Here is a 19745-nt window from a genome sequence, read left to right as displayed (position 1 = left end):
GGGCGTTAACGATGATGCGGGTATCCTGAAGGAACGCGGCGCTCTCGGGTTTTTCGCGAGCAAGCTCGCTCCTACAGGGGTACGCGTTGTGCTTATGCCTTGTTGGCGCGAATGCGCCGGCGTGCACTGCGCGCCAGGCGCACCAGCAGCATCCCCGCCGCACAGCTCAAGCCCACGATCAGCCCTTGCCACAAACCGCTCGGGCCGCTGGGTTCGCCCAGCCAGTTGCTCAGCCCCAGGGCGTACCCCACCGGCAGCCCCACGCCCCAATAGGCAAAGAGGGTCAGCACCATGGTGACACGGGTGTCCTGGTAGCCCCGCAGGGCGCCGGCGGCGGTGACCTGGATCGAGTCACTGAACTGAAACAGCGCTGAAAACACGATCAGCGTCGAGGCCAGGTGTATGACGATGGGGTCCGGGGTGTAGATCGCCGCAATCTGCTCGCGAAACACCAGCATCAGGCTGCACGACAGACAGGCGTACGCCAGCGCCGTGCCCATGCCGACCCCGGCGGCGAAGCGTGCTTCACGCGCCTCGCCACGCCCCAGGGCCTGGCCGACGCGCACGGTGACGGCCATGCTCAGGGAATAAGGGATCATGAACACCAGTGAGCTGACGTTCAGCGCGATCTGGTGCCCCGACACAACCGTGGCGCCCAGGCTGCCGAGCAGCAGGGCGATGACGGCAAAGATGCTCGATTCGGCAAAGATCGCGATGCCGATCGGCAGGCCAATCCCCAGTACGCGCTTGATCACCGACCACTGCGGCCAGTCGAAGCGCTTGAACAGTTCGCTGCTCTGGTAGGCGTCCCCCCAGCGGGTCCAGGCGGCCATGCCGAGCATCATCACCCACATCGCAATGGCCGTGGCCCAGCCGCAGCCCACGCCGCCCATGGCCGGCACGCCCAGGTGGCCGTAGATGAAGATGTAGTTCAGCGGAATATTCAGCGCTAACCCGCACAGGCCCATGGCCATGCTGGGCAGGGTGCGGCCCAGGCCATCACTGAAACAGCGCAGCACGTAGTAGAGGGCGATGGCCGGCATCCCGGCGGCGATGCCATGCAGGTAGCCCATGGTGGGGGCGATAAGGTCCGGCTCGACCTTCATGGCATGCAGGATCGGCTCGGCGCAAAGCAACAGCAGTGCGCCGATGATGCCGACCACCACCGCCAGCCACAGTGACTGACGCACCAATGGCCCGATTTCGCCGTAGTGGCCCGCACCGTAGCGCTGGGCGACTTTCGGCGTGGTGGCCAGCAGCGTACCGGTCATCAGCAGGTACACCGGAATCCAGATCGAATTGCCCAGGCCCACCGCCGCCAGGTCCTGGGGGCTGACGCGCCCGGCCATCACCGCATCGACGAAGCTCATGGCCGTGGTTGCCAGTTGGCCGATCATGATCGGCAGCGCGAGCGTCAGCAGGCCACCCACTTCCCGGCTGATGCGGGCGGGGCGGGTGAGGGGGGCAGTGGCAGTGTTCACGTACGCAAGTCCAGTCAAGAGGGTGCAAGGCCGCGGATTCTACGCCTTGACGTAACGGTCAGGAAAAAACCTGTGTTAGGGATTTGTAAGCGACCTGCCAGCCCCCTCCCACATTGAAGATCGCATCCCTGTACACTGCTGATCCGCCAAAGGAGCCTGCCATGCTGATTGTTGCCGACGAAAATATCCCGCTGCTCGATGAGTTCTTCCAAGGATTTGGCGAGATTCGCCGAGTGTCCGGCCGTTCCATCGACCGCGCCACCGTCGAACAGGCCGATGTGCTGCTGGTGCGCTCGGTGACCAACGTCAACCGCGCCCTGCTGGACGGCACGCAGGTGCGTTTTGTCGGCACCTGCACCATCGGCACCGACCACCTCGACCTCGATTACTTCAAGCAGGCCGGTATCCAGTGGTCCAGCGCCCCCGGCTGCAATGCGCGTGGCGTGGTGGACTATGTGCTGGGCAGCCTGCAAACCCTGGCCGAGATCGAAGGCGCCGACCTCAATCAGCGTACCTATGGCGTGGTCGGCGCCGGTGAAGTGGGCGGGCGGCTGATCGAAGTGCTCAAGGGCCTGGGCTGGAACGTGCTGGTCTGCGACCCGCCGCGGCAGATCGCCGAAGACGGCGATTACGTCAGCCTCGAGCAGATCATCGAGCAATGCGATGTGATCAGCCTGCACACGCCGCTGACCAAGTCCGGCCATGGTTCCACCTGGCACCTGTTTGATCGCGACCGCCTCAACCGCCTCAAGCCCGGCGCCTGGCTGATCAACGCCAGCCGTGGCCCGGTGGTGGACAACGCGGCCCTGCGCGATGTGCTGCTGGCGCGTGAAGACCTGCAAGCGGTGCTGGACGTTTGGGAAGGCGAGCCCGAGGTGGACGTCGACCTGGCCGACCTGTGTGTGTTGGCCACCCCGCATATTGCCGGTTACAGCCTGGACGGCAAGCAGCGCGGTACGGCGCAGATCTATCAGGCGTTCTGCGCGCACCTGGGCCAGGAGCCGAGCATTCAGTTGGGCGACTTGTTGCCGCAACCGTGGCTGGCCGAAGTGCACTTGAACGCATCGACCGATCCGGCCTGGGCGCTGGCGACGTTGTGCCGCAGCGTGTACGATCCGCGCCGTGATGATGCGGATTTCCGCCGCAGCCTGGTGGGTACCGTCGAAGAACAACGCAAGGCGTTCGACGTGCTGCGCAAGCATTATCCGGAGCGTCGTGAAATCGACGGCTTGAAGGTGCGCATTGTGAATGGGGAGTCGCCGGTGTTGGCGCGCATCGTGTCCGCATTGGGCGCGGCAACCGTTTAAACACCGAATAAAAAACCCGGCCACCTGGGCCGGGTTTGAAAGAGCGTAGGCCCTTCAGCCTTGCTGGGCAGGCTTGACCAGTCGCTGTTCCAGCTCGCGGCACGCTTGCTGGATCATCTCTTCGGTAATCTGCACTTCGCGGCCCTGGGCGTCGATCACGGAGCAAGGCAAGTGCTGCGGTTGGCGGATCACTTCAATCTTGGCATCGCTGCTGTTTTGCAAGGTCATGGCCTGTCTCCTCATCAGGTTGTGTACCTACTGTATAACCCCCGCGTGACCACGCTGTTACAACTCCTTACGAGATCACCGGTTCGAACATCCAGTCCACCAGAAACCGCTGTGGATTTCCAGCCGGGCGTTAGACCGATAGCCTCTAGGGGCCAGCATCGGCGGGCATAATTAACCTGACTCATTGTTATTCGCGCAAGTTCCCCCCATGTAAGTAGGCAGGTACCAATCTTTCCGATCAGGTGATGCCCTCCATGCTCTCAGTCCGTCAACGCCGTGCAATTCGCCTGGCCAGCCGCTTCATCGCGCCCTACCGCTGGCAGGCCCTCGGTGCCCTGTTCGCGCTGATCGTCACTGCCGGCATCACCTTGTCCATGGGGCAGGGCATTCGCCTGCTGGTGGACCAGGGCTTCATGACCCAGTCGCCGCACCTGCTCAACCAGTCCATCGGCCTGTTCATGGTGCTGGTGCTGGGCTTGGCCGTGGGCACGTTTGCGCGATTTTACCTGGTGTCGTGGATCGGTGAACGGGTGGTGGCGGACATTCGCCGGCAGGTCTTCAACCACCTGATCTACCTGCACCCAGGTTTCTACGAGAACAACCGCAGCTCGGAAATCCAATCGCGGTTGACCACCGACACCACCCTGCTGCAATCGGTGATCGGCTCGTCGTTGTCGCTGTTCCTGCGCAATGCGTTGATGGTGATCGGCGGCATCGTGCTGTTGTTCATCACCAACCCCAAGCTCACCAGCATCGTGGTGGTGGCGCTGCCGCTGGTGCTGGCGCCGATCCTGATCTTCGGCCGTCGCGTGCGCAGCCTGTCGCGCCTGAGCCAGGACCGTATCGCCGATGTGGGCAGCTACGTGTCCGAGACCCTTGGCCAGATCAAGACCGTGCAAGCCTATAACCACCAGATCCAGGACGAGCAACGCTTTGCCGTGACCGTGGAAGAGGCGTTCACCACCGCACGCAAACGCATCGCCCAGCGCGCCTGGTTGATTACCCTGGTGATCATGCTGGTGCTGGGTGCGGTGGGCGTGATGCTGTGGGTCGGCGGCATGGATGTGATCAGCGGGCGCATTTCCGGCGGCGAGCTGGCTGCGTTCGTGTTCTACAGCCTGATCGTCGGCAGCGCCGTCGGTACCCTGAGCGAAGTCCTCGGTGAACTGCAACGTGCCGCCGGTGCAGCGGAGCGCATTGGTGAGCTGTTGCAGTCGAGCAACGAGATCCAGGCGCCGGCCACGGGTAAAGTGCAGTTGCCCGAGCGCGTCAGCGGCCGTATGGAGCTGCAGGACCTGCGCTTTTCCTACCCTTCACGGCCGGACAGCTACGCCATCGACGGCCTGAACCTGAGCATCAACCCCGGCGAAACCCTGGCACTGGTGGGGCCGTCCGGCGCGGGCAAGTCGACGATTTTCGACCTGCTGCTGCGCTTCTACGATCCCCAGCAAGGCCGCATCCTGATTGAAGGCCAGGCGCTGACCGATCTCGACCCCCTGGACCTGCGTCGCCACTTCGCCCTGGTGTCCCAGAGCCCGGCGCTGTTTTTCGGCAGCGTCGAGGAGAATATCCGCTACGGCAATCCAACGGCCACGCGCGAGCAAGTCGAAGCCGCCGCCCGCATCGCCCACGCCCACGATTTCATCCTGCAAATGCCCGACGGCTACCAGACCCACCTCGGCGACGGCGGCATGGGCCTCTCCGGCGGCCAGCGCCAACGATTGGCGATTGCCCGTGCGTTGCTGGTGGACGCGCCGATCCTGCTGCTGGACGAAGCCACCAGCGCCCTGGATGCCCAGAGTGAACACCTGATCCAGCAAGCGTTGCCGCAATTGATGCAAGGGCGCACCACGCTGGTTATCGCCCATCGACTGGCGACGGTGAAGAACGCTGACCGTATCGCGGTGATGGATCAGGGCAGGCTGGTGGCGGTGGGCACGCATCAGCAGTTGATTGCGAGCAATCCGTTATATGCGCGATTGGCGGCGTTGCAGTTCAGTGATGGGGCTGAGGAGAGCAGCGAACACTGAGTTGCGGTGCGCATAAAAAATGCCCGCATCTCTCAATGCGGGCATTTTCATTTCTGCTTCAAACCTTATTGATCATCAAAGTAGCGCTCATGCCAGTCCACCAACGGCTGTGGCGAGTTGAGCTTCTGCCCGTAGATCACCGAATAAGACAGCACGTTCTGCACATACTGGCGGGTTTCGTCGAACGGGATGCTTTCCACCCATACGTCGAAACTCAGGTGGTCGGCGCCACGTAGCCACTGGCGCACGCGGCCGGGACCGGCGTTGTAGGCGGCGGAGGCGAGGACACGGTTGCCGTTGAACTGACTGTGCACCTGGCTCAGGTAAGCCGCGCCGAGCTGGATGTTTTTGTCCGGGTCCAGCACCTGGGCGGGTGAGGCCAGGGGGATGCTGAACTTGCGCGCAGTGTCCTTGGCGGTGCCGGGCATCAGTTGCATCAGGCCGCTGGCGCCGACCCCGGAGCGGGCGTCGTCCATGAATGCGCTTTCCTGGCGGGTGATGGCGAATACCCAGCTGGAATGCAGGCCACGGACCTTGGCTTCGCGCACCAGGGTGTCGCGGTGGGCCATCGGGAAGCGGATGTCCAGGTCATCCCAGTACTGGGCCTGGCTGATGGTGCGGATCGCTGGGAAGTACCACTTCATGTCGTAGGCCAGCTTGGCCTGGGCGACCATTTCGTCACGGTTGAAATGGCGGCTGACGTGGTACCACTCGCGGCGGCCATCCACGATCTGGCCACGGGCGTAGAACTCAAGGGCACGGCGCACACCCGGGGTGTTACGCACTTTGTTGACCAGCGCCTGGCTCATCAGCAGCGGCTTGTTCTTCAACTGGTACGGAGCCTTGGAGCGATCGGCGGCCAGGAAGCCATAGAAGTCCCGCTCCTGTGCGAGGTTCTTATACAGCACCAGGGCTTGCGGGTTTTTCGGCTCGGCCAGTTCCAGGCTACGGGCCTGCCAGTAGCGCCAGCGGTTGGTGGTGGCCAAATCCTGCGGGAGTTTGCGCGTCAGTTGGTAGGCATCTTCCCAGCGGGCCAGGCGCAACAGCAGGCGCAGGCGCCATTCCGATACGGTGTTGTCGCGCAACTCGGGGTCGTACTTGGTCATCACCTCAAGCGCTCGCGGGTCGAAGCGCTTGGCCAGGGTCAGGCCGATTTCACGGGCGATTGCCACTTTTTCGTCACGGGAGAAGTGCATGCTGCTGGCGTAACCGTCGAGCAGGGCCATGGCCTTGTCCGGATCCTGGCGTGCCAGGCGGCGCAGGCCCAGGCCGACGGCGTCAGACATCGCCTCGGTGGCCGGCAGGAAGCGCGACGGGTCGCCGAGCATGTCGGGCTTCTGTGCTACGTCCACCATCAGGCGGCCCTGGGCGCCCAGGGTCGGCAGGGTTTTTACCAGGCTGTTGGCCAGCGGGTAATTGCGTGCTTCGGCGGCGAGTTTGGCGCGGTCCCAGATTTTTTGTTCAGTGAGTTGGCCGTCGGCGGCCCATTGGCTGAAGGTGGCATCACAGGCGGCCGGCTGGGATTTGCCGGTCATCCAGAGTTTTTCCGTGGTTTTGTAGCCTTCAGCCTTCAAGTTGTGGGTCAGTTGGAACTGGCCATGCAGGCAGTCCAGCTCGACGAAATTGAGCTTGGGGTCGTAGTACTTTTCAAAGGTCTGCCAGTCGCCACGCTCGGCCAACCAGCGCAACCAGCGCAGCTTCATCCAGTTGGCCTGGGGCAGGTCGCCGTTTTTGGCAAGGAATTGTTCGATTTCCTCGTTGCTGGCGGTCTTCAGCCGGGCGGTCAGTTCGTCGTAGGCCAGGTAAGGCGTCAGCGGGTAGTCGGCCAGGGCCTGGCTGTATTGCATGTAGGGGCCGGTATCGCCCTTGGCCAGGGCGCGTTTGGCTTCATCGTAATATTGACGTTGGGTGGTGAGGTCCACGGCCTGGGCGGATTGAACGGCGGTGGCGGAAAAAAGCAGACAAGATAAAAAGTTGAAAAGGCGACTGCGCATGAGACGTCCGTGCAGAGAAATCACGACTAGCACCGGCACCGCCGACACTGATTGCCCCTAGCTTAGCCTTTTGCCAGCGGCCGGCGAAAGCTTTGCCGGGTGGTTCGTTCAAGTTCTCCGGAAATGTCCTACAGAACGTGTCGGTAGCGAAAATGCTGGCCGCATCCCACCCTCAAGTCAGGTAGAATGCGCGCCCAGTTTTTGGAGAAGCGTATGACCCTGCTCAAATTCAGCGATGTGTCCCTTGCTTTCGGCGCTATGCCGTTGTTGGACAAGGTGTCCTGGCAGATCGCCCGTGGTGAGCGGGTGTGCATCATCGGCCGCAACGGCACCGGCAAGTCCAGCATGATGAAGCTGGTAAAGGGCGACCAGAAGCCCGATGACGGCTCTGTCTGGCGCGCCCCAGGCCTCAAGATTGGCGAATTGCCGCAGGAATTGCCGGTTGCCGACGGACGGACTGTGTTCGACGTGGTTGCCGAAGGCCTGGACGGTGTCGGTGAGTTGCTTGCGCAATACCATCACCTGGCCCAGAACTGCGTCACCGAAGCCGACCTGGACAAGCTGATGCACGTCCAGCAGGACCTCGAAGCCCGTGACGGCTGGCGCCTGCAGCAACTGGTGGACAGCACCTTGAGCCGCCTGCAGCTGCCGGCCGACAAGACCCTCGCCGAGTTGTCCGGCGGCTGGCGTCGTCGTGTGCTGCTGGCCCAGGCCCTGGTGTCCGAGCCGGACCTGCTGCTGCTCGACGAGCCAACCAACCACCTGGACATCGGCGCCATCGCCTGGCTGGAAGAAGCCCTCAAGGATTTCCAGGGCGCCGTGCTGTTCATCACGCACGACCGTTCCTTCCTGCAAAACCTCGCCACGCGCATCCTCGAGCTGGACCGTGGTGGCCTGATCGACTGGAACGGCGACTACGCCAGCTTCCTGGTGCACAAGGAAGCTGCGCTGTCCGCCGAAGAAACCGCCAACGCCCTGTTCGACAAGAAACTGGCCCAGGAAGAAGTCTGGATCCGCCAGGGCATCAAGGCGCGCCGCACCCGTAACGAAGGCCGCGTGCGTGCCCTCAAGGCCCTGCGCGTTGAGCGCAGCGAACGTCGCGAGCGCACCGGCAAGGCCAATATCCAGCTGGATACCGCCGATAAGTCGGGCAAGCAGGTCATGGTGCTGGAGAACGTCAGCTTCCATCACCCGGATGGTCCGTTCCTGATCAAGGACTTCTCCATGGTCCTGCAGCGCGGCGACCGTATCGGCCTGTTGGGTGCCAACGGTACCGGCAAGACCACCTTGCTCAAGCTGATGCTCAATGGTCTGCAGCCGACCAGCGGCACGGTGGAAGAGGGCACACGCATCGACGTTGCCTACTTCGACCAGTTGCGCCATCAGTTGGACCTGGAAAAGACCGTGATCGACAACGTCGCCGAAGGCCGCGACTTTATCGATATCGACGGCCAGAGCCGCCACGTACTCAGCTACCTGGGCGATTTCCTGTTCAGCCCGCAACGTGCGCGTACGCCAGTGAAGGCCTTGTCCGGTGGCGAGCGTGCGCGCCTGCTGCTGGCCAAGCTGTTCAGCAAGCCGGCCAACCTGTTGGTGCTCGACGAACCGACCAACGACCTCGACGTGGAAACCCTCGAGCTGCTGGAAGAGGTCCTGCTGACCTTCAACGGCACTGTGCTGATGGTCAGCCACGACCGGGCATTCCTCGACAACGTGGTCACCAGCACCCTGGTCTTCGAAGGTGAAGGCAAGGTGCGCGAATACGTCGGTGGTTACCAGGACTGGCTGCGTCAGGGCGGCTCGCCGCGTCTGTTGGGCGTGACCGAGAGCAAGTCCGGCAAGGCCGACCTGGCCTCCGCTGTGGTGGCTCCGGTGGAAGCGGCTGCACCGGCCCAGGAAGCGGCACCGGCGACCAAGAAGAAACTCAGCTACAAGCTGCAGCGTGAGCTGGAAGCCTTGCCGGGTGATATCGACGCCAAGGAACAGCAGATCGCCGCGGTAGAAGCGGAAATGGCTGACGCGGGTTTCTACCTGCGTCCGGCAGCGGAAACCGCCAAGGTCATCGCCTCCCTGGAGACGTTGAACCAGGAGCTGGAAGTGCTGGTCGAGCGTTGGGCCGAGCTGGATGCCTGAGTGACTTTCGTGCAATAAAAAAGCCCGGCGCCCTAATATGGGCGCCGGGCTTTTTCATATGAAATGCGGTTCAAATGTGGCCTTAAGAGGTTTTTACCAGCCTGACGGCCAGTACATCGCACGGCGCACCGTGCAGCACATCATTGGCAGTGGAGCCCAGCAGCAACGCCAAACCATGACGGCCATGGCTGCCGACCACGATCAGGTCGCAATGCTGCTCCTTGGCCAGGTGGTGGATTTCCTGGCGCGGTTGGCCGTAGGTGAGGTGGGAGTTTTCCTTGGTCACTTCGGGGTATTTGACGATCAGGCGGTCAAGGCGCTCCTTGGCCTGGTCGAACTGTTGTTGCTGCAATTGGGAAAGGTCCATGGGCACGTCGCCGCCAAAGGCCATGGCCATGGGCTCGACGATATGCACCAGTGACAGTTTTGCGCCACTGGCAACGGCAAACGCTCGGGCGCGCTTGATCACTGGATCGCACTCTTCGGTCAGGTCTACGGCGACCAGAATATGTTCGTAGGACATGGGGCGTTCCTCCAGGGGACTGCAATAGATTCAGTATGGCTGCTTTCAAGCGGATAGGGTTGCGTCAGGTCAAATCCGCTCATCAGAAAATTCGGGAGTACACATATGACGGTCTGGATAGTGGTGTCAATCCTTGTCGTGGTTCTGAGCCCCCTGGCATGGCTGCGCCCATCACGCCATCAGAGCGGGCGCATGGCCCTGCGCATGGAGGCACGCCGCATCGGCCTGGCCATGCAACTGGCGCCCCAGGAGTGGCCGCACTGGCTCAAGCAAGAGCCGCCGAGCCCGTGTGCGCAGTACTGCCGACCCCGGCGCGGCAGTATGCCGGCCGTTTGGAGCTACTGGCAGTTGGAGCCTGGCGTGTGGGTCAATCAGTGGCGCGAAGTGTGTGTGGACGAGAAGTTGTTGCCGCATTTTGCAACGCTGCCGGCGAATGTCTACAAGGTCGAGGCCGACAAGCAAATGATCGCCCTTTACTGGGGCGAGAAGGGGGAGGCGAGCGACCTGCTCGCCATTGATACATTGCTCAAGGCCCTGGCCTGATGCTGCCCTCTGCCGCTCTCTGTAGGAGCGAGCTTGCTCGCGAAAATCGTCAACGATAACGCGGGTATTCAGGTTATACGCGGCGCCCTTGAATTTTTCGCGAGCAAGCTCGCTCCTACAAAAATACCAAACGCCAGGCAATAAAAAGCCCGAAAGCATCATCGGGCTGGAGTTGGCCAGGCAGGCCGGTAAATCTGGGTTTTCCGCGTCGGATGTTCATCCAGGCGCGTTACGGTTGTCGCTAGCCTAGCGGCATATCCGGTTCTGTACAGCGGTTTTCCCTATCTTTTTCATTATTGATTTCGTGAATAGTTGAATATTGACGAATCGCGGGCCTGGCCCCGGGGTTCTGAAATGACTGGAAAGTCGCGTTTTTCCTAGCCTTTCGAGCGATTGACAATTGCTCGGAATTGGATGAAGGTGGCGTACCCAAATCAAACGGGCGTATGAATTGAGCGTTTGTCTGTCAGACCGCTCATACAGAAACCCGACTATCGCATTGGCGGGTGTGCCTGGCGGATTGGCCTGAGCATTGACGAAATTATCAATGTCCAAGCATAGGCCAGCGTCCAATGTGTACTGTTCAGCTTCCATATCGTGGAGATCAGTTGATGATTTACGAAGGTAAAGCCATCACGGTTAAGGCTCTTGAAAGTGGCATCGTCGAACTGAAGTTCGACCTCAAGGGTGAGTCCGTCAACAAGTTCAACCGTCTAACCCTGAACGAACTGCGTCAGGCCGTAGACACCATCAAGGCTGATGCATCGATCAAAGGCGTGATCGTCTCCAGCGGCAAGGACGTGTTCATCGTCGGCGCTGACATCACCGAATTCGTCGACAACTTCAAGCTGCCCGATGCCGAGCTGGTGGCTGGCAACCTCGAAGCCAACAAGATTTTCAGCGATTTCGAAGACCTCAACGTACCGACCGTTGCCGCGATCAATGGCATCGCCCTGGGCGGCGGCCTGGAAATGTGCCTGGCGGCGGACTTCCGCGTCATGGCGGCCACTGCCAAAATCGGTCTGCCTGAAGTCAAACTGGGCATCTACCCAGGCTTCGGCGGCACCGTGCGCCTGCCGCGCATCATTGGTGCCGACAACGCCATCGAGTGGATTGCCGCCGGCAAGGAAAACCGTGCCGAAGACGCACTGAAAGTCGGTGCCGTCGACGCCGTGGTGGCTCCGGACAAGCTGGCCGAAGCCGCGTTGAACCTGATCAAGGGCGCCATCAGCGGCGAATTTGACTACAAGGCCAAGCGTCAGCCGAAGCTGGAAAAACTCAAGCTCAACGCCATCGAACAAATGATGTCGTTCGAAACCGCCAAGGGTTTCGTGGCTGGCCAGGCCGGCCCGAACTACCCGGCGCCGGTTGAAGCGATCAAGACCATCCAGAAGGCCGCGAACTTCGGTCGCGACAAAGCCCTGGAAGTGGAAGCAGCAGGCTTCGTCAAACTGGCCAAGACCTCGGCGGCCCAGAGCCTGATCGGCCTGTTCCTGAACGACCAGGAGCTGAAGAAAAAGGCCAAGGCCTACGACGAAATCGCCAAGGACGTGAAACAGGCTGCCGTGCTCGGCGCCGGTATCATGGGCGGCGGTATCGCCTATCAGTCGGCGTCCAAAGGCACGCCGATCCTGATGAAGGACATCAACGAACACGGTATCGAGCAGGGCCTGGCCGAAGCCGCCAAACTGCTGGTCGGCCGCGTTGATAAAGGTCGTATGACTGCGGCGAAGATGGCTGAAGTGCTTAACGGTATTCGTCCTACGCTGTCCTACGGCGATTTCGGCCATGTCGACCTGGTGGTCGAAGCGGTTGTCGAGAATCCGAAGGTCAAGCAGGCGGTACTGGCTGAAGTTGAAGGCCACGTCAAAGACGACACCATCCTGGCCTCGAACACCTCGACCATTTCCATTTCGCTGCTGGCCAAGGCCCTCAAGCGTCCGGAAAACTTCGTCGGCATGCACTTCTTCAACCCGGTGCACATGATGCCGCTGGTGGAAGTGATCCGTGGCGAGAAGTCCAGCGAGCTGGCGATTGCCACCACCGTTGCCTACGCCAAGAAAATGGGCAAGAACCCGATCGTGGTCAACGACTGCCCGGGCTTCCTGGTCAACCGCGTGCTGTTCCCGTACTTCGGTGGTTTCGCCAAGCTGGTGAGTGCCGGTGTGGACTTCGTGCGCATCGACAAGGTCATGGAAAAATTCGGCTGGCCAATGGGCCCGGCGTACCTGATGGACGTGGTCGGCATCGACACCGGCCACCACGGTCGTGACGTGATGGCTGAAGGCTTCCCGGACCGCATGAAAGACGACCGCCGCTCGGCGATCGACGCGCTCTACGAGGCCAAGCGCCTGGGCCAGAAGAACGGCAAGGGTTTCTACGCCTACGAGGCGGACAAGAAGGGCAAGCAGAAGAAAGTGGCCGACCCGTCGGTGCACGAAGTGCTGGCTCCGGTCATCTACGAACAGCGTGAGGTGTCGGATGAGGACATCATCAACTGGATGATGATCGCCCTGTGCCTGGAAACCGTGCGTTGCCTGGAAGACGGCATCGTTGAAACCGCCGCCGAGGCCGATATGGGCCTGGTGTACGGTATTGGCTTCCCTCCATTCCGTGGTGGTGCGCTGCGTTACATCGACTCGATCGGTGTGGCCGAGTTCGTTGCCCTGGCTGATCAATACGCTGATCTGGGCCCGCTGTACCACCCGACCGCGAAGCTGCGTGAGATGGCCAAGAACGGCCAGCGCTTCTTCGGTTAAGTGCCCAGACGACTAGAGCGAGAATATTTATGAGCTTGAATCCAAGAGACGTCGTGATTGTCGACTTCGGTCGTACGCCGATGGGCCGCTCCAAGGGCGGCATGCACCGCAACACCCGCGCTGAAGACATGTCGGCGCACCTGATCAGCAAGCTGCTGGAACGCAACGTCAAGGTCGACCCGAACGAAGTCGAGGACGTGATCTGGGGCTGCGTCAACCAGACCCTGGAGCAGGGCTGGAACATCGCGCGCATGGCGTCGCTGATGACGCAGATCCCGCACACGGCAGCCGGCCAGACCGTCAGCCGCCTGTGTGGCTCGTCCATGAGTGCGCTGCATACCGCCGCCCAGGCGATCATGACCGGCAACGGTGATGTATTCGTGGTCGGTGGCGTGGAGCACATGGGCCACGTCAGCATGATGCACGGCGTCGATCCTAACCCGCACATGTCGCTGTACGCGGCAAAAGCCTCGGGCATGATGGGCCTGACCGCGGAAATGCTCGGCAAGATGCACGGCATTACCCGTGAAGCCCAGGACGCGTTCGGCGTGCGTTCCCACCAGCTCGCCCACAAGGCGACCGTGGAAGGCAAGTTCAAGGATGAAATCATCCCGATGAACGGCTACGACGAGAACGGTTTCCTCAAGCTGTTCGACTACGACGAAACCATTCGTCCGGATACCACCCTGGAAAGCCTGGCGGCCCTCAAGCCTGCCTTCAATCCGAAGGGCGGCACCGTGACGGCGGGTACTTCGTCGCAAATCACCGACGGTGCCTCGTGCATGATCGTGATGTCGGCGCAGCGTGCCCAGGACCTCGGCATCCAGCCGCTGGCAGTGATTCGTTCGATGGCGGTGGCGGGTGTGGACCCGGCAATCATGGGCTATGGTCCAGTACCGGCGACACAAAAAGCCTTGAAGCGCGCGGGCCTGACCATCTCCGATATCGACTTCTTCGAGCTCAACGAAGCTTTCGCTGCACAGGCCCTGCCGGTGCTGAAAGATTTGAAAGTGCTCGACAAGATGAACGAGAAGGTTAACCTGCACGGCGGTGCGATTGCCCTGGGCCACCCATTCGGTTGCTCCGGTGCGCGTATTTCCGGCACTTTGCTTAACGTGATGAAGCAAAATGGCGGTAACCTTGGGGTTGCAACCATGTGCATTGGTCTCGGCCAAGGCATCTCCACCGTCTTCGAACGCGTCTAAGCGTTGAGTCGACGGAAGCCGGGGCCCAGTGCCCCGGTTTTTGTTTTTTGGAATTTTTAATATTTTTTTCAACAAATTTTGTAAGGGGGCCAGAGCATGAAAGTCGAACCAGGGCTCTACCAACATTATAAAGGTCCGCAGTACCGCGTTTTCAGCGTGGCACGGCATTCCGAGACCGAAGAAGAAGTGGTGTTCTACCAAGCACTGTATGGCGATTACGGCTTTTGGGTGCGCCCCTTGAGCATGTTCCTGGAGACCGTCGAAGTTGACGGCGAGCAGGTCCCGCGCTTTGCTTTGGTCCAGGTCGAACCCAGTCTTTTTTCAGGGCAATAACGGCAGGTCGCGCAGAATGCTGCGCTTGACCTCACCTTGTTGCCACTATATATAGCGTTGCCGCGTCAGGCGCCAACTGCCTTTCACTTCTCGAATTCAGGAATTTTCCGATCCATGGGCAAATCGCTGGTCATTGTGGAATCCCCGGCTAAGGCCAAGACCATCAACAAGTACTTGGGCAACGAGTACGTGGTGAAGTCGAGTATCGGCCATATCCGAGACCTGCCCACCAGCGGTTCGGCTAGCGCCAGCAAGGAGCCTGCCGCCAAGCGCGGCAAGGCGGCTGCGGGCGAAGGTCCGGTGCTCACGCCTAAAGAGAAAGCGCGCAAGCAGCTGGTCTCGCGCATGGGTGTGGACCCGGATCATGGCTGGAAGGCCAAGTACGAAATCCTTCCGGGCAAGGAAAAGGTCATCGAAGAGCTGCGCCGGCTCGCCAAGGATGCCGACACCATCTATCTCGCAACGGACTTGGACCGCGAAGGGGAAGCCATTGCCTGGCACCTGCGGGAAGCCATCGGCGGTGATGACAGCCGCTACAAGCGTGTGGTGTTTAACGAAATCACCAAGAAAGCCATCCAGGAAGCCTTCTCCAAGCCGGGCGAGCTGGACATCGATCGTGTCAACGCCCAGCAGGCCCGTCGTTTCCTCGACCGCGTGGTGGGTTACATGGTCTCGCCGCTGCTGTGGGCCAAGATCGCCCGTGGCCTGTCCGCCGGCCGTGTGCAATCGGTAGCGGTCAAGCTGGTGGTGGAGCGCGAGCGTGAGATCCGTGCGTTCAACCCCGAGGAATACTGGGAAGTCCACGCCGACCTGGGCACCGCCAAGGGCGCCAACGTGCGCTTCGAAGTGGCCCGTGAGAAAGGCGAGGCGTTCAAGCCGCTGAACGAAGCCCAGGCCATGGCCGCGCTGGAGAAGCTCAAGGCCTCCAGCTACAGCATCGTCAAGCGTGAAGACAAACCGACCAGCAGCAAGCCGTCGGCGCCGTTCATCACCTCCACCCTGCAACAGGCCGCAAGTAACCGCCTGGGCTTCGGGGTGAAGAAAACCATGATGATGGCCCAGCGTCTGTACGAAGCCGGCTACATCACTTATATGCGTACCGACTCCACCAACCTGTCGCAAGACGCGGTGGCGATGGCGCGTACCTATATTGAAAGCGAATTCGGCAAGAAGTACCTGCCGGAGAAGCCGAACGTCTACAGCAGCAAAGAAGGCGCCCAGGAGGCTCACGAAGCGATTCGTCCTTCCGATGCCAACACCGAGCCAAGCAAGCTGAGTGGCATGGAGCGCGACGCTGAGCGCCTCTACGAGCTGATCTGGCGCCAGTTCCTGGCTTGCCAGATGCTGCCGGCGCAATACCTGTCCACTACTGTCAGCGTGGGTGCGGGCGATTTCGAGTTGCGTGCCAAGGGCCGTATCCTCAAGTTCGACGGCTACACCCGTGTGATGCCGCAGATCGCCAAGCCTGGCGATGACGATGTGCTGCCGGACATGGCCCAGGGCGACACGCTGAAGCTGATCAAGCTCGACCCGTCCCAGCACTTCACCAAGCCGCCGGCGCGTTATTCGGAAGCCAGCCTGGTGAAAGAGATGGAGAAGCGCGGTATCGGTCGTCCGTCGACCTACGCGGCGATCATCTCCACCATCCAGGACCGTGGCTACGTCGCGCTGCACAACCGTCGTTTCTATTCGGAAAAGATGGGCGATATCGTTACCGAGCGCCTGTCCGAGAGCTTCTCCAACCTGATGGACTACGGCTTTACCGCCGGTATGGAAGAGAACCTCGATGACGTGGCCCAGGGCGAGCGCGACTGGAAAAACGTGCTCGACGAGTTCTACGGCGACTTCAAGAAAAAACTCGAAGTGGCTGAAAGCCCCGAGAGCGGCATGCGTGCCAACCAGCCGGTGATGACCGACATCCCGTGCCTGACCTGTGGCCGTCCGATGCAGATTCGTACCGCATCCACCGGCGTGTTCCTCGGTTGCTCGGGCTACAGCCTGCCGCCGAAAGAACGCTGCAAGGCCACCGTCAACCTGGTGCCGGGTGATGAAATCGCCGCCGACGACGAGGGTGAATCCGAGTCGCTGGTACTGCGTGGCAAGCACCGCTGCCCCATCTGCAGCACGGCGATGGACGCCTACCTGCTGGACGAGAAGCACAAGCTGCACATCTGCGGTAACAACCCGGATTGCGACGGCTACGAGATCGAAGAGGGCAGCTACCGCATCAAGGGCTATGAAGGCCCGAGCCTGGAATGCGACAAGTGCGGCAGCGAGATGCAGCTCAAGACCGGTCGCTTCGGCAAGTTTTTCGGTTGCACCAACCCGACCTGCAAGAACACGCGCAAACTGCTGAAAAGCGGTGACGCGGCGCCGCCGAAGATGGACCCGGTGAAGATGCCGGAACTCAAGTGCGAGAAGGTCAACGACACCTACATCCTGCGTGACGGCGCCTCGGGCCTGTTCCTGGCGGCCAGCCAGTTCCCGAAAAATCGCGAGACCCGAGCGCCGTTGGTGCTGGAGATCGTGCCGCACAAGGACGAGATCGATCCGAAGTACCACTTCCTGTGTGACGCGCCGAAGAAGGACCCGGATGGTCGCCCAGCCGTGATCCGCTACAGCCGCAAGACCAAGGAGCAGTACGTGCAGACCGAAGTGGACGGCAAGCCAACCGGCTGGAAAGCGTTCTACGACGGTGGCAAGTGGAAGGTCGAGGACAAGCGCCAGGGCGCTTGACCCGCTAGTCTGTTAACGTTAGAAGCCGTCTGTATAGACGGCTTTTGCTTGCTGTGGGAACGAGGAGGACGCCTGGTCCTCGCTCGCGAAGGTTGTTAACGATTACGCGAAAAACCTGGCACCGAACGGTGCTCTGAAGTTTTTCGCGAGCAAGCTCGCTCCTACATAGCCAGCATCACGCTTATTCGTTGTGGAGATTGCCGTTATGGCCAACGAGCTCTATACCCGTACCAATCAGAAAATTTATTTTGCGGGTTTGTCCCTGGAAGCCCTTGGCCGTGCCGAGGAGGGGAAGGAGATGAACGCGATTGCGCTGGTCCAGGCCGGGCGTGAAGCCGCGTTGTTCCACCTGTATGGTGCGTTACTGGGCTTGTGTCATGAGATCGCCGGGTTCTACCGCTTGCCCCAGGCCGGTTCGCCCCGTGCGGAAATGATCATGAATCGTGAGGTGCTGGAAAGCATGGCGATCCCTGAGCTGGCCGAGTTGGTGGAAATGGCGCAGAGCCCTGACAGCTGGGTCGCGCGTCTGCTTAAGGCCCATGCGGATATGTTTCAGCCGCCCCGTGTTCCCCATGTGCCCAAGGGCGATGTGACCCAGCCCTTGATCGTGGCGGTGGCGGTGGCGCTGGAAGAGGAAGAGCCCGAGCCACTGAGTCGCGAAGAGTTGGAAGGCTGGCGTCAGGCGCTGAAAAAGATGGCATTGCGCTTTCGTGAAGGTTTGAACGAGTGCTGAACGTTGGTCGGATTCACATGGCACCGTTCATCAAGCCGTAAAGAAACCTCTTCAGATCCTCAGCGAGGCCGGGCGGATGACTGATATAATCCCGGCCTTTCGTGGAGAACAGACTTTTATGCCGACGTCCTTTCTGGAAATTGTTGAGTTGCCTGACGGCCGAATCGAGCTGCGCCGGGCCGAGGACGAAGGTTCTCTGGTTATCCTGGATTTTTCCGAGGACGCCAAGGTGTTCCTGCAGGGCCAGCACGTGGAAGTGGCAAAAGCCATGTTGAGCGTTGGTGTGCAGATGGCCGGTCGCCTGGCAGAAGGCGAGCCCGAGAAAGAAGACAGCCCGCGCGTTCTTCACTGAGTGTGGCAAGTGGGTTCGCTGTTGTGGCAAGCCCGCTCACCACAACAGGCCCCCTCCACAGGGATAGCCTGCGGCACACAGAATTAACCCAATCGAATATTCAAGCTCTGTGCATCGCCGGTACGCGCTGCGCTGATCAGCTGTGCCTTGGCAGTGGCATTCAGCGGGTTGAGCCAGCTCACCACGGTGTGGCTACGGCCCAGGCGCAAGGCTTCACAGGTCAACTGCTGAGCACTTTGCGCACCGCGCGGTTGCAGCAGCAGGATGCGCTCGCGATTAAGGCCGGCATCCCGCAGCCAGGCCTGGGTCAGGCTGGCGGGCGGGGCGATCAGCGTCAACCAGCGTGCATCCTGTTCCTCGCTCAGTTCACGAAGGATCGGCGCCAGCAGGCTCAGGCAGCTCCCGGCCGCACCGCGCAACGACAGTTCACTGAACGCCTCAGGTTCGGCGCTCCAGGGCGCCTCGACCGTTTCCTTGAGGATGGGCGCAAGGGGTTGGGCCATAAAGGCCTCGAACAGCGACAGTTGTGTGTGTTGGGGGGTGTGCACGAGCTGCATGATGCCTCCTTTAGCGGCGAATGACGCCGACGCTCAGGCCTTCGATCACCAGGTCCTGATCTTTCAGGTTCACTTCAATCGGGGCGAACTCAGGGTTCTCGGCCAGGAGCCAGACCTTGCTGCCTTCGCGCTTGAAGCGTTTGACGGTGACTTCATCGCCGATACGGGCGACGACGATCTGGCCGTTACGGGCTTCTCGGGTGGTGTGGACGGCCAGCAGGTCGCCATCGAAGATACCCACGTCCTTCATGCTCATGCCATGTACCCGCAACAGGTAGTCGGCGCGAGGGTGGAAGAAGGTCGGGTTGATGTTGCAGGATTCCTCGACGTGCTGCTGCGCCAGGATGGGCGCGCCGGCGGCGACGCGACCGATGATCGGCAGTGTCGATTCGTCGGCCTTGGCTTCGAAGCCAGGGATGCGAATACCCCGTGAAGCACCGGGGGTCATCTCGATCGCGCCTTTGCGAGCGAGGGCCTTGAGGTGTTCTTCGGCGGCGTTGGGGGACTTGAACCCCAGTTCCAGCGCAATTTCGGCTCGTGTCGGCGGGTAGCCGTTGTCATCGAGGCAGCGCTTGATAAAAGCCAGAATCTCAGCTTGGCGTGGCGTCAGTTTTAGCATGTTGATCGCTCTGTCTTTTTATACAGTGACTGGGATTATATACAGTGAACTGCGCTTGGCAATCATCCTTTTCTACGCCTCCGCTGGACGGTCATTCGTTAGCTGTCCTACAAGGCAGAGATAGCGCTGCCTACAGACCTGGGAGTATGTGATTAAATAGCGATGAAATAGATGACTGCCCGGCCGGAAAGCGAACTTGCAGGCTTGACAAG

General features: G+C 60.9%; 16 protein-coding genes. 10 read left to right on the top strand and 6 right to left on the bottom strand.

Annotated features, from left to right (window positions below; translation table 11 throughout):
* Nucleotides 1–92 precede the first annotated feature (92 nt).
* Complete coding sequence (locus V3W40_RS00645; RefSeq protein WP_330214250.1) at nt 93–1481, bottom strand: MATE family efflux transporter; 1389 nt, start codon at nt 1479–1481, stop codon at nt 93–95.
* A gap of 161 nt (nt 1482–1642) precedes the next feature.
* On the opposite strand from V3W40_RS00645, the gene pdxB reads away from it, so the two are divergent.
* Nucleotides 1643–2788, top strand: a complete 1146-nt coding sequence (pdxB, locus tag V3W40_RS00640; RefSeq protein WP_330214249.1) for a 4-phosphoerythronate dehydrogenase PdxB — start codon at nt 1643–1645, stop codon at nt 2786–2788.
* Between the two features lie 54 nt (nt 2789–2842).
* Here pdxB and V3W40_RS00635 read toward each other — a convergent pair whose 3' ends face one another.
* Nucleotides 2843–3016: a PA1571 family protein gene (locus V3W40_RS00635; protein ID WP_027604248.1), complete on the bottom strand. Its 174-nt coding sequence runs from the start codon at nt 3014–3016 to the stop codon at nt 2843–2845.
* Between the two features lie 245 nt (nt 3017–3261).
* Between V3W40_RS00635 and V3W40_RS00630 the strand changes: the two genes are divergently transcribed.
* Nucleotides 3262–5046: an ABC transporter transmembrane domain-containing protein gene (locus V3W40_RS00630; protein ID WP_330214248.1), complete on the top strand. Its 1785-nt coding sequence runs from the start codon at nt 3262–3264 to the stop codon at nt 5044–5046.
* 65 nt (nt 5047–5111) lie between these two features.
* On the opposite strand, the gene V3W40_RS00625 is transcribed toward V3W40_RS00630, so the two are convergent.
* Nucleotides 5112–7040: a transglycosylase SLT domain-containing protein gene (locus tag V3W40_RS00625; protein ID WP_065928162.1), complete on the bottom strand. Its 1929-nt coding sequence runs from the start codon at nt 7038–7040 to the stop codon at nt 5112–5114.
* A gap of 213 nt (nt 7041–7253) precedes the next feature.
* Between V3W40_RS00625 and V3W40_RS00620 the strand changes: the two genes are divergently transcribed.
* Nucleotides 7254–9173: an ATP-binding cassette domain-containing protein gene (locus V3W40_RS00620; protein WP_092488016.1), complete on the top strand. Its 1920-nt coding sequence runs from the start codon at nt 7254–7256 to the stop codon at nt 9171–9173.
* A gap of 82 nt (nt 9174–9255) precedes the next feature.
* Here V3W40_RS00620 and V3W40_RS00615 read toward each other — a convergent pair whose 3' ends face one another.
* Nucleotides 9256–9696 (bottom strand): universal stress protein, encoded by a 441-nt coding sequence (locus tag V3W40_RS00615; protein ID WP_027604244.1) that lies wholly within the window; start codon nt 9694–9696, stop codon nt 9256–9258.
* A gap of 105 nt (nt 9697–9801) precedes the next feature.
* Between V3W40_RS00615 and V3W40_RS00610 the strand changes: the two genes are divergently transcribed.
* From V3W40_RS00610 to V3W40_RS00580, 7 genes are all read left to right on the top strand, one after another.
* Nucleotides 9802–10239 (top strand): hypothetical protein, encoded by a 438-nt coding sequence (locus V3W40_RS00610; RefSeq protein WP_027604243.1) that lies wholly within the window; start codon nt 9802–9804, stop codon nt 10237–10239.
* A 611-nt stretch (nt 10240–10850) separates the two neighbouring features.
* On the top strand, nt 10851–12998 hold the full coding sequence (gene fadB / locus V3W40_RS00605; protein WP_065947397.1) for a fatty acid oxidation complex subunit alpha FadB: 2148 nt from the start codon (nt 10851–10853) through the stop codon (nt 12996–12998).
* Nucleotides 12999–13027: 29 nt separating this feature from the next.
* Nucleotides 13028–14203 carry an acetyl-CoA C-acyltransferase FadA gene (gene fadA, locus V3W40_RS00600; protein WP_026136849.1) on the top strand — a complete coding sequence of 392 codons (1176 nt, stop codon included), beginning with the start codon at nt 13028–13030 and terminating at the stop codon, nt 14201–14203.
* A gap of 96 nt (nt 14204–14299) precedes the next feature.
* Complete coding sequence (locus V3W40_RS00595) at nt 14300–14536, top strand: DUF1653 domain-containing protein (RefSeq protein WP_027604241.1); 237 nt, start codon at nt 14300–14302, stop codon at nt 14534–14536.
* Nucleotides 14537–14650: 114 nt separating this feature from the next.
* Nucleotides 14651–17272 carry a type I DNA topoisomerase gene (gene topA / locus V3W40_RS00590; RefSeq protein ID WP_065928159.1) on the top strand — a complete coding sequence of 874 codons (2622 nt, stop codon included), beginning with the start codon at nt 14651–14653 and terminating at the stop codon, nt 17270–17272.
* A 205-nt stretch (nt 17273–17477) separates the two neighbouring features.
* Entirely contained in the window at nt 17478–18005 is a 528-nt protein-coding gene (locus V3W40_RS00585; protein WP_330214247.1) for a DUF6586 family protein, read from the top strand.
* Nucleotides 18006–18123: 118 nt separating this feature from the next.
* Nucleotides 18124–18357, top strand: a complete 234-nt coding sequence (locus V3W40_RS00580) for a hypothetical protein (protein WP_330214246.1) — start codon at nt 18124–18126, stop codon at nt 18355–18357.
* A gap of 83 nt (nt 18358–18440) precedes the next feature.
* On the opposite strand, the gene sulA is transcribed toward V3W40_RS00580, so the two are convergent.
* Both sulA and lexA read right to left on the bottom strand, forming a co-directional pair.
* Nucleotides 18441–18914 (bottom strand): SOS-induced cell division inhibitor SulA, encoded by a 474-nt coding sequence (gene sulA / locus V3W40_RS00575; RefSeq protein WP_027604238.1) that lies wholly within the window; start codon nt 18912–18914, stop codon nt 18441–18443.
* Between the two features lie 10 nt (nt 18915–18924).
* The gene (gene lexA, locus V3W40_RS00570; protein ID WP_003172575.1) at nt 18925–19533 is read right to left on the bottom strand and encodes a transcriptional repressor LexA; all 609 of its coding nucleotides are present in this window, start codon (nt 19531–19533) and stop codon (nt 18925–18927) included.
* Between the last annotated feature and the right edge of the window lie 212 nt (nt 19534–19745).

It is taken from the genome of Pseudomonas sp. AM8 (assembly GCF_036346475.1).
Taxonomy (GTDB): domain Bacteria; phylum Pseudomonadota; class Gammaproteobacteria; order Pseudomonadales; family Pseudomonadaceae; genus Aquipseudomonas; species Aquipseudomonas marginalis.
Note: the sequence above shows the minus strand (reverse complement) of the source record. Positions and strands in the feature narration are given on the sequence as shown.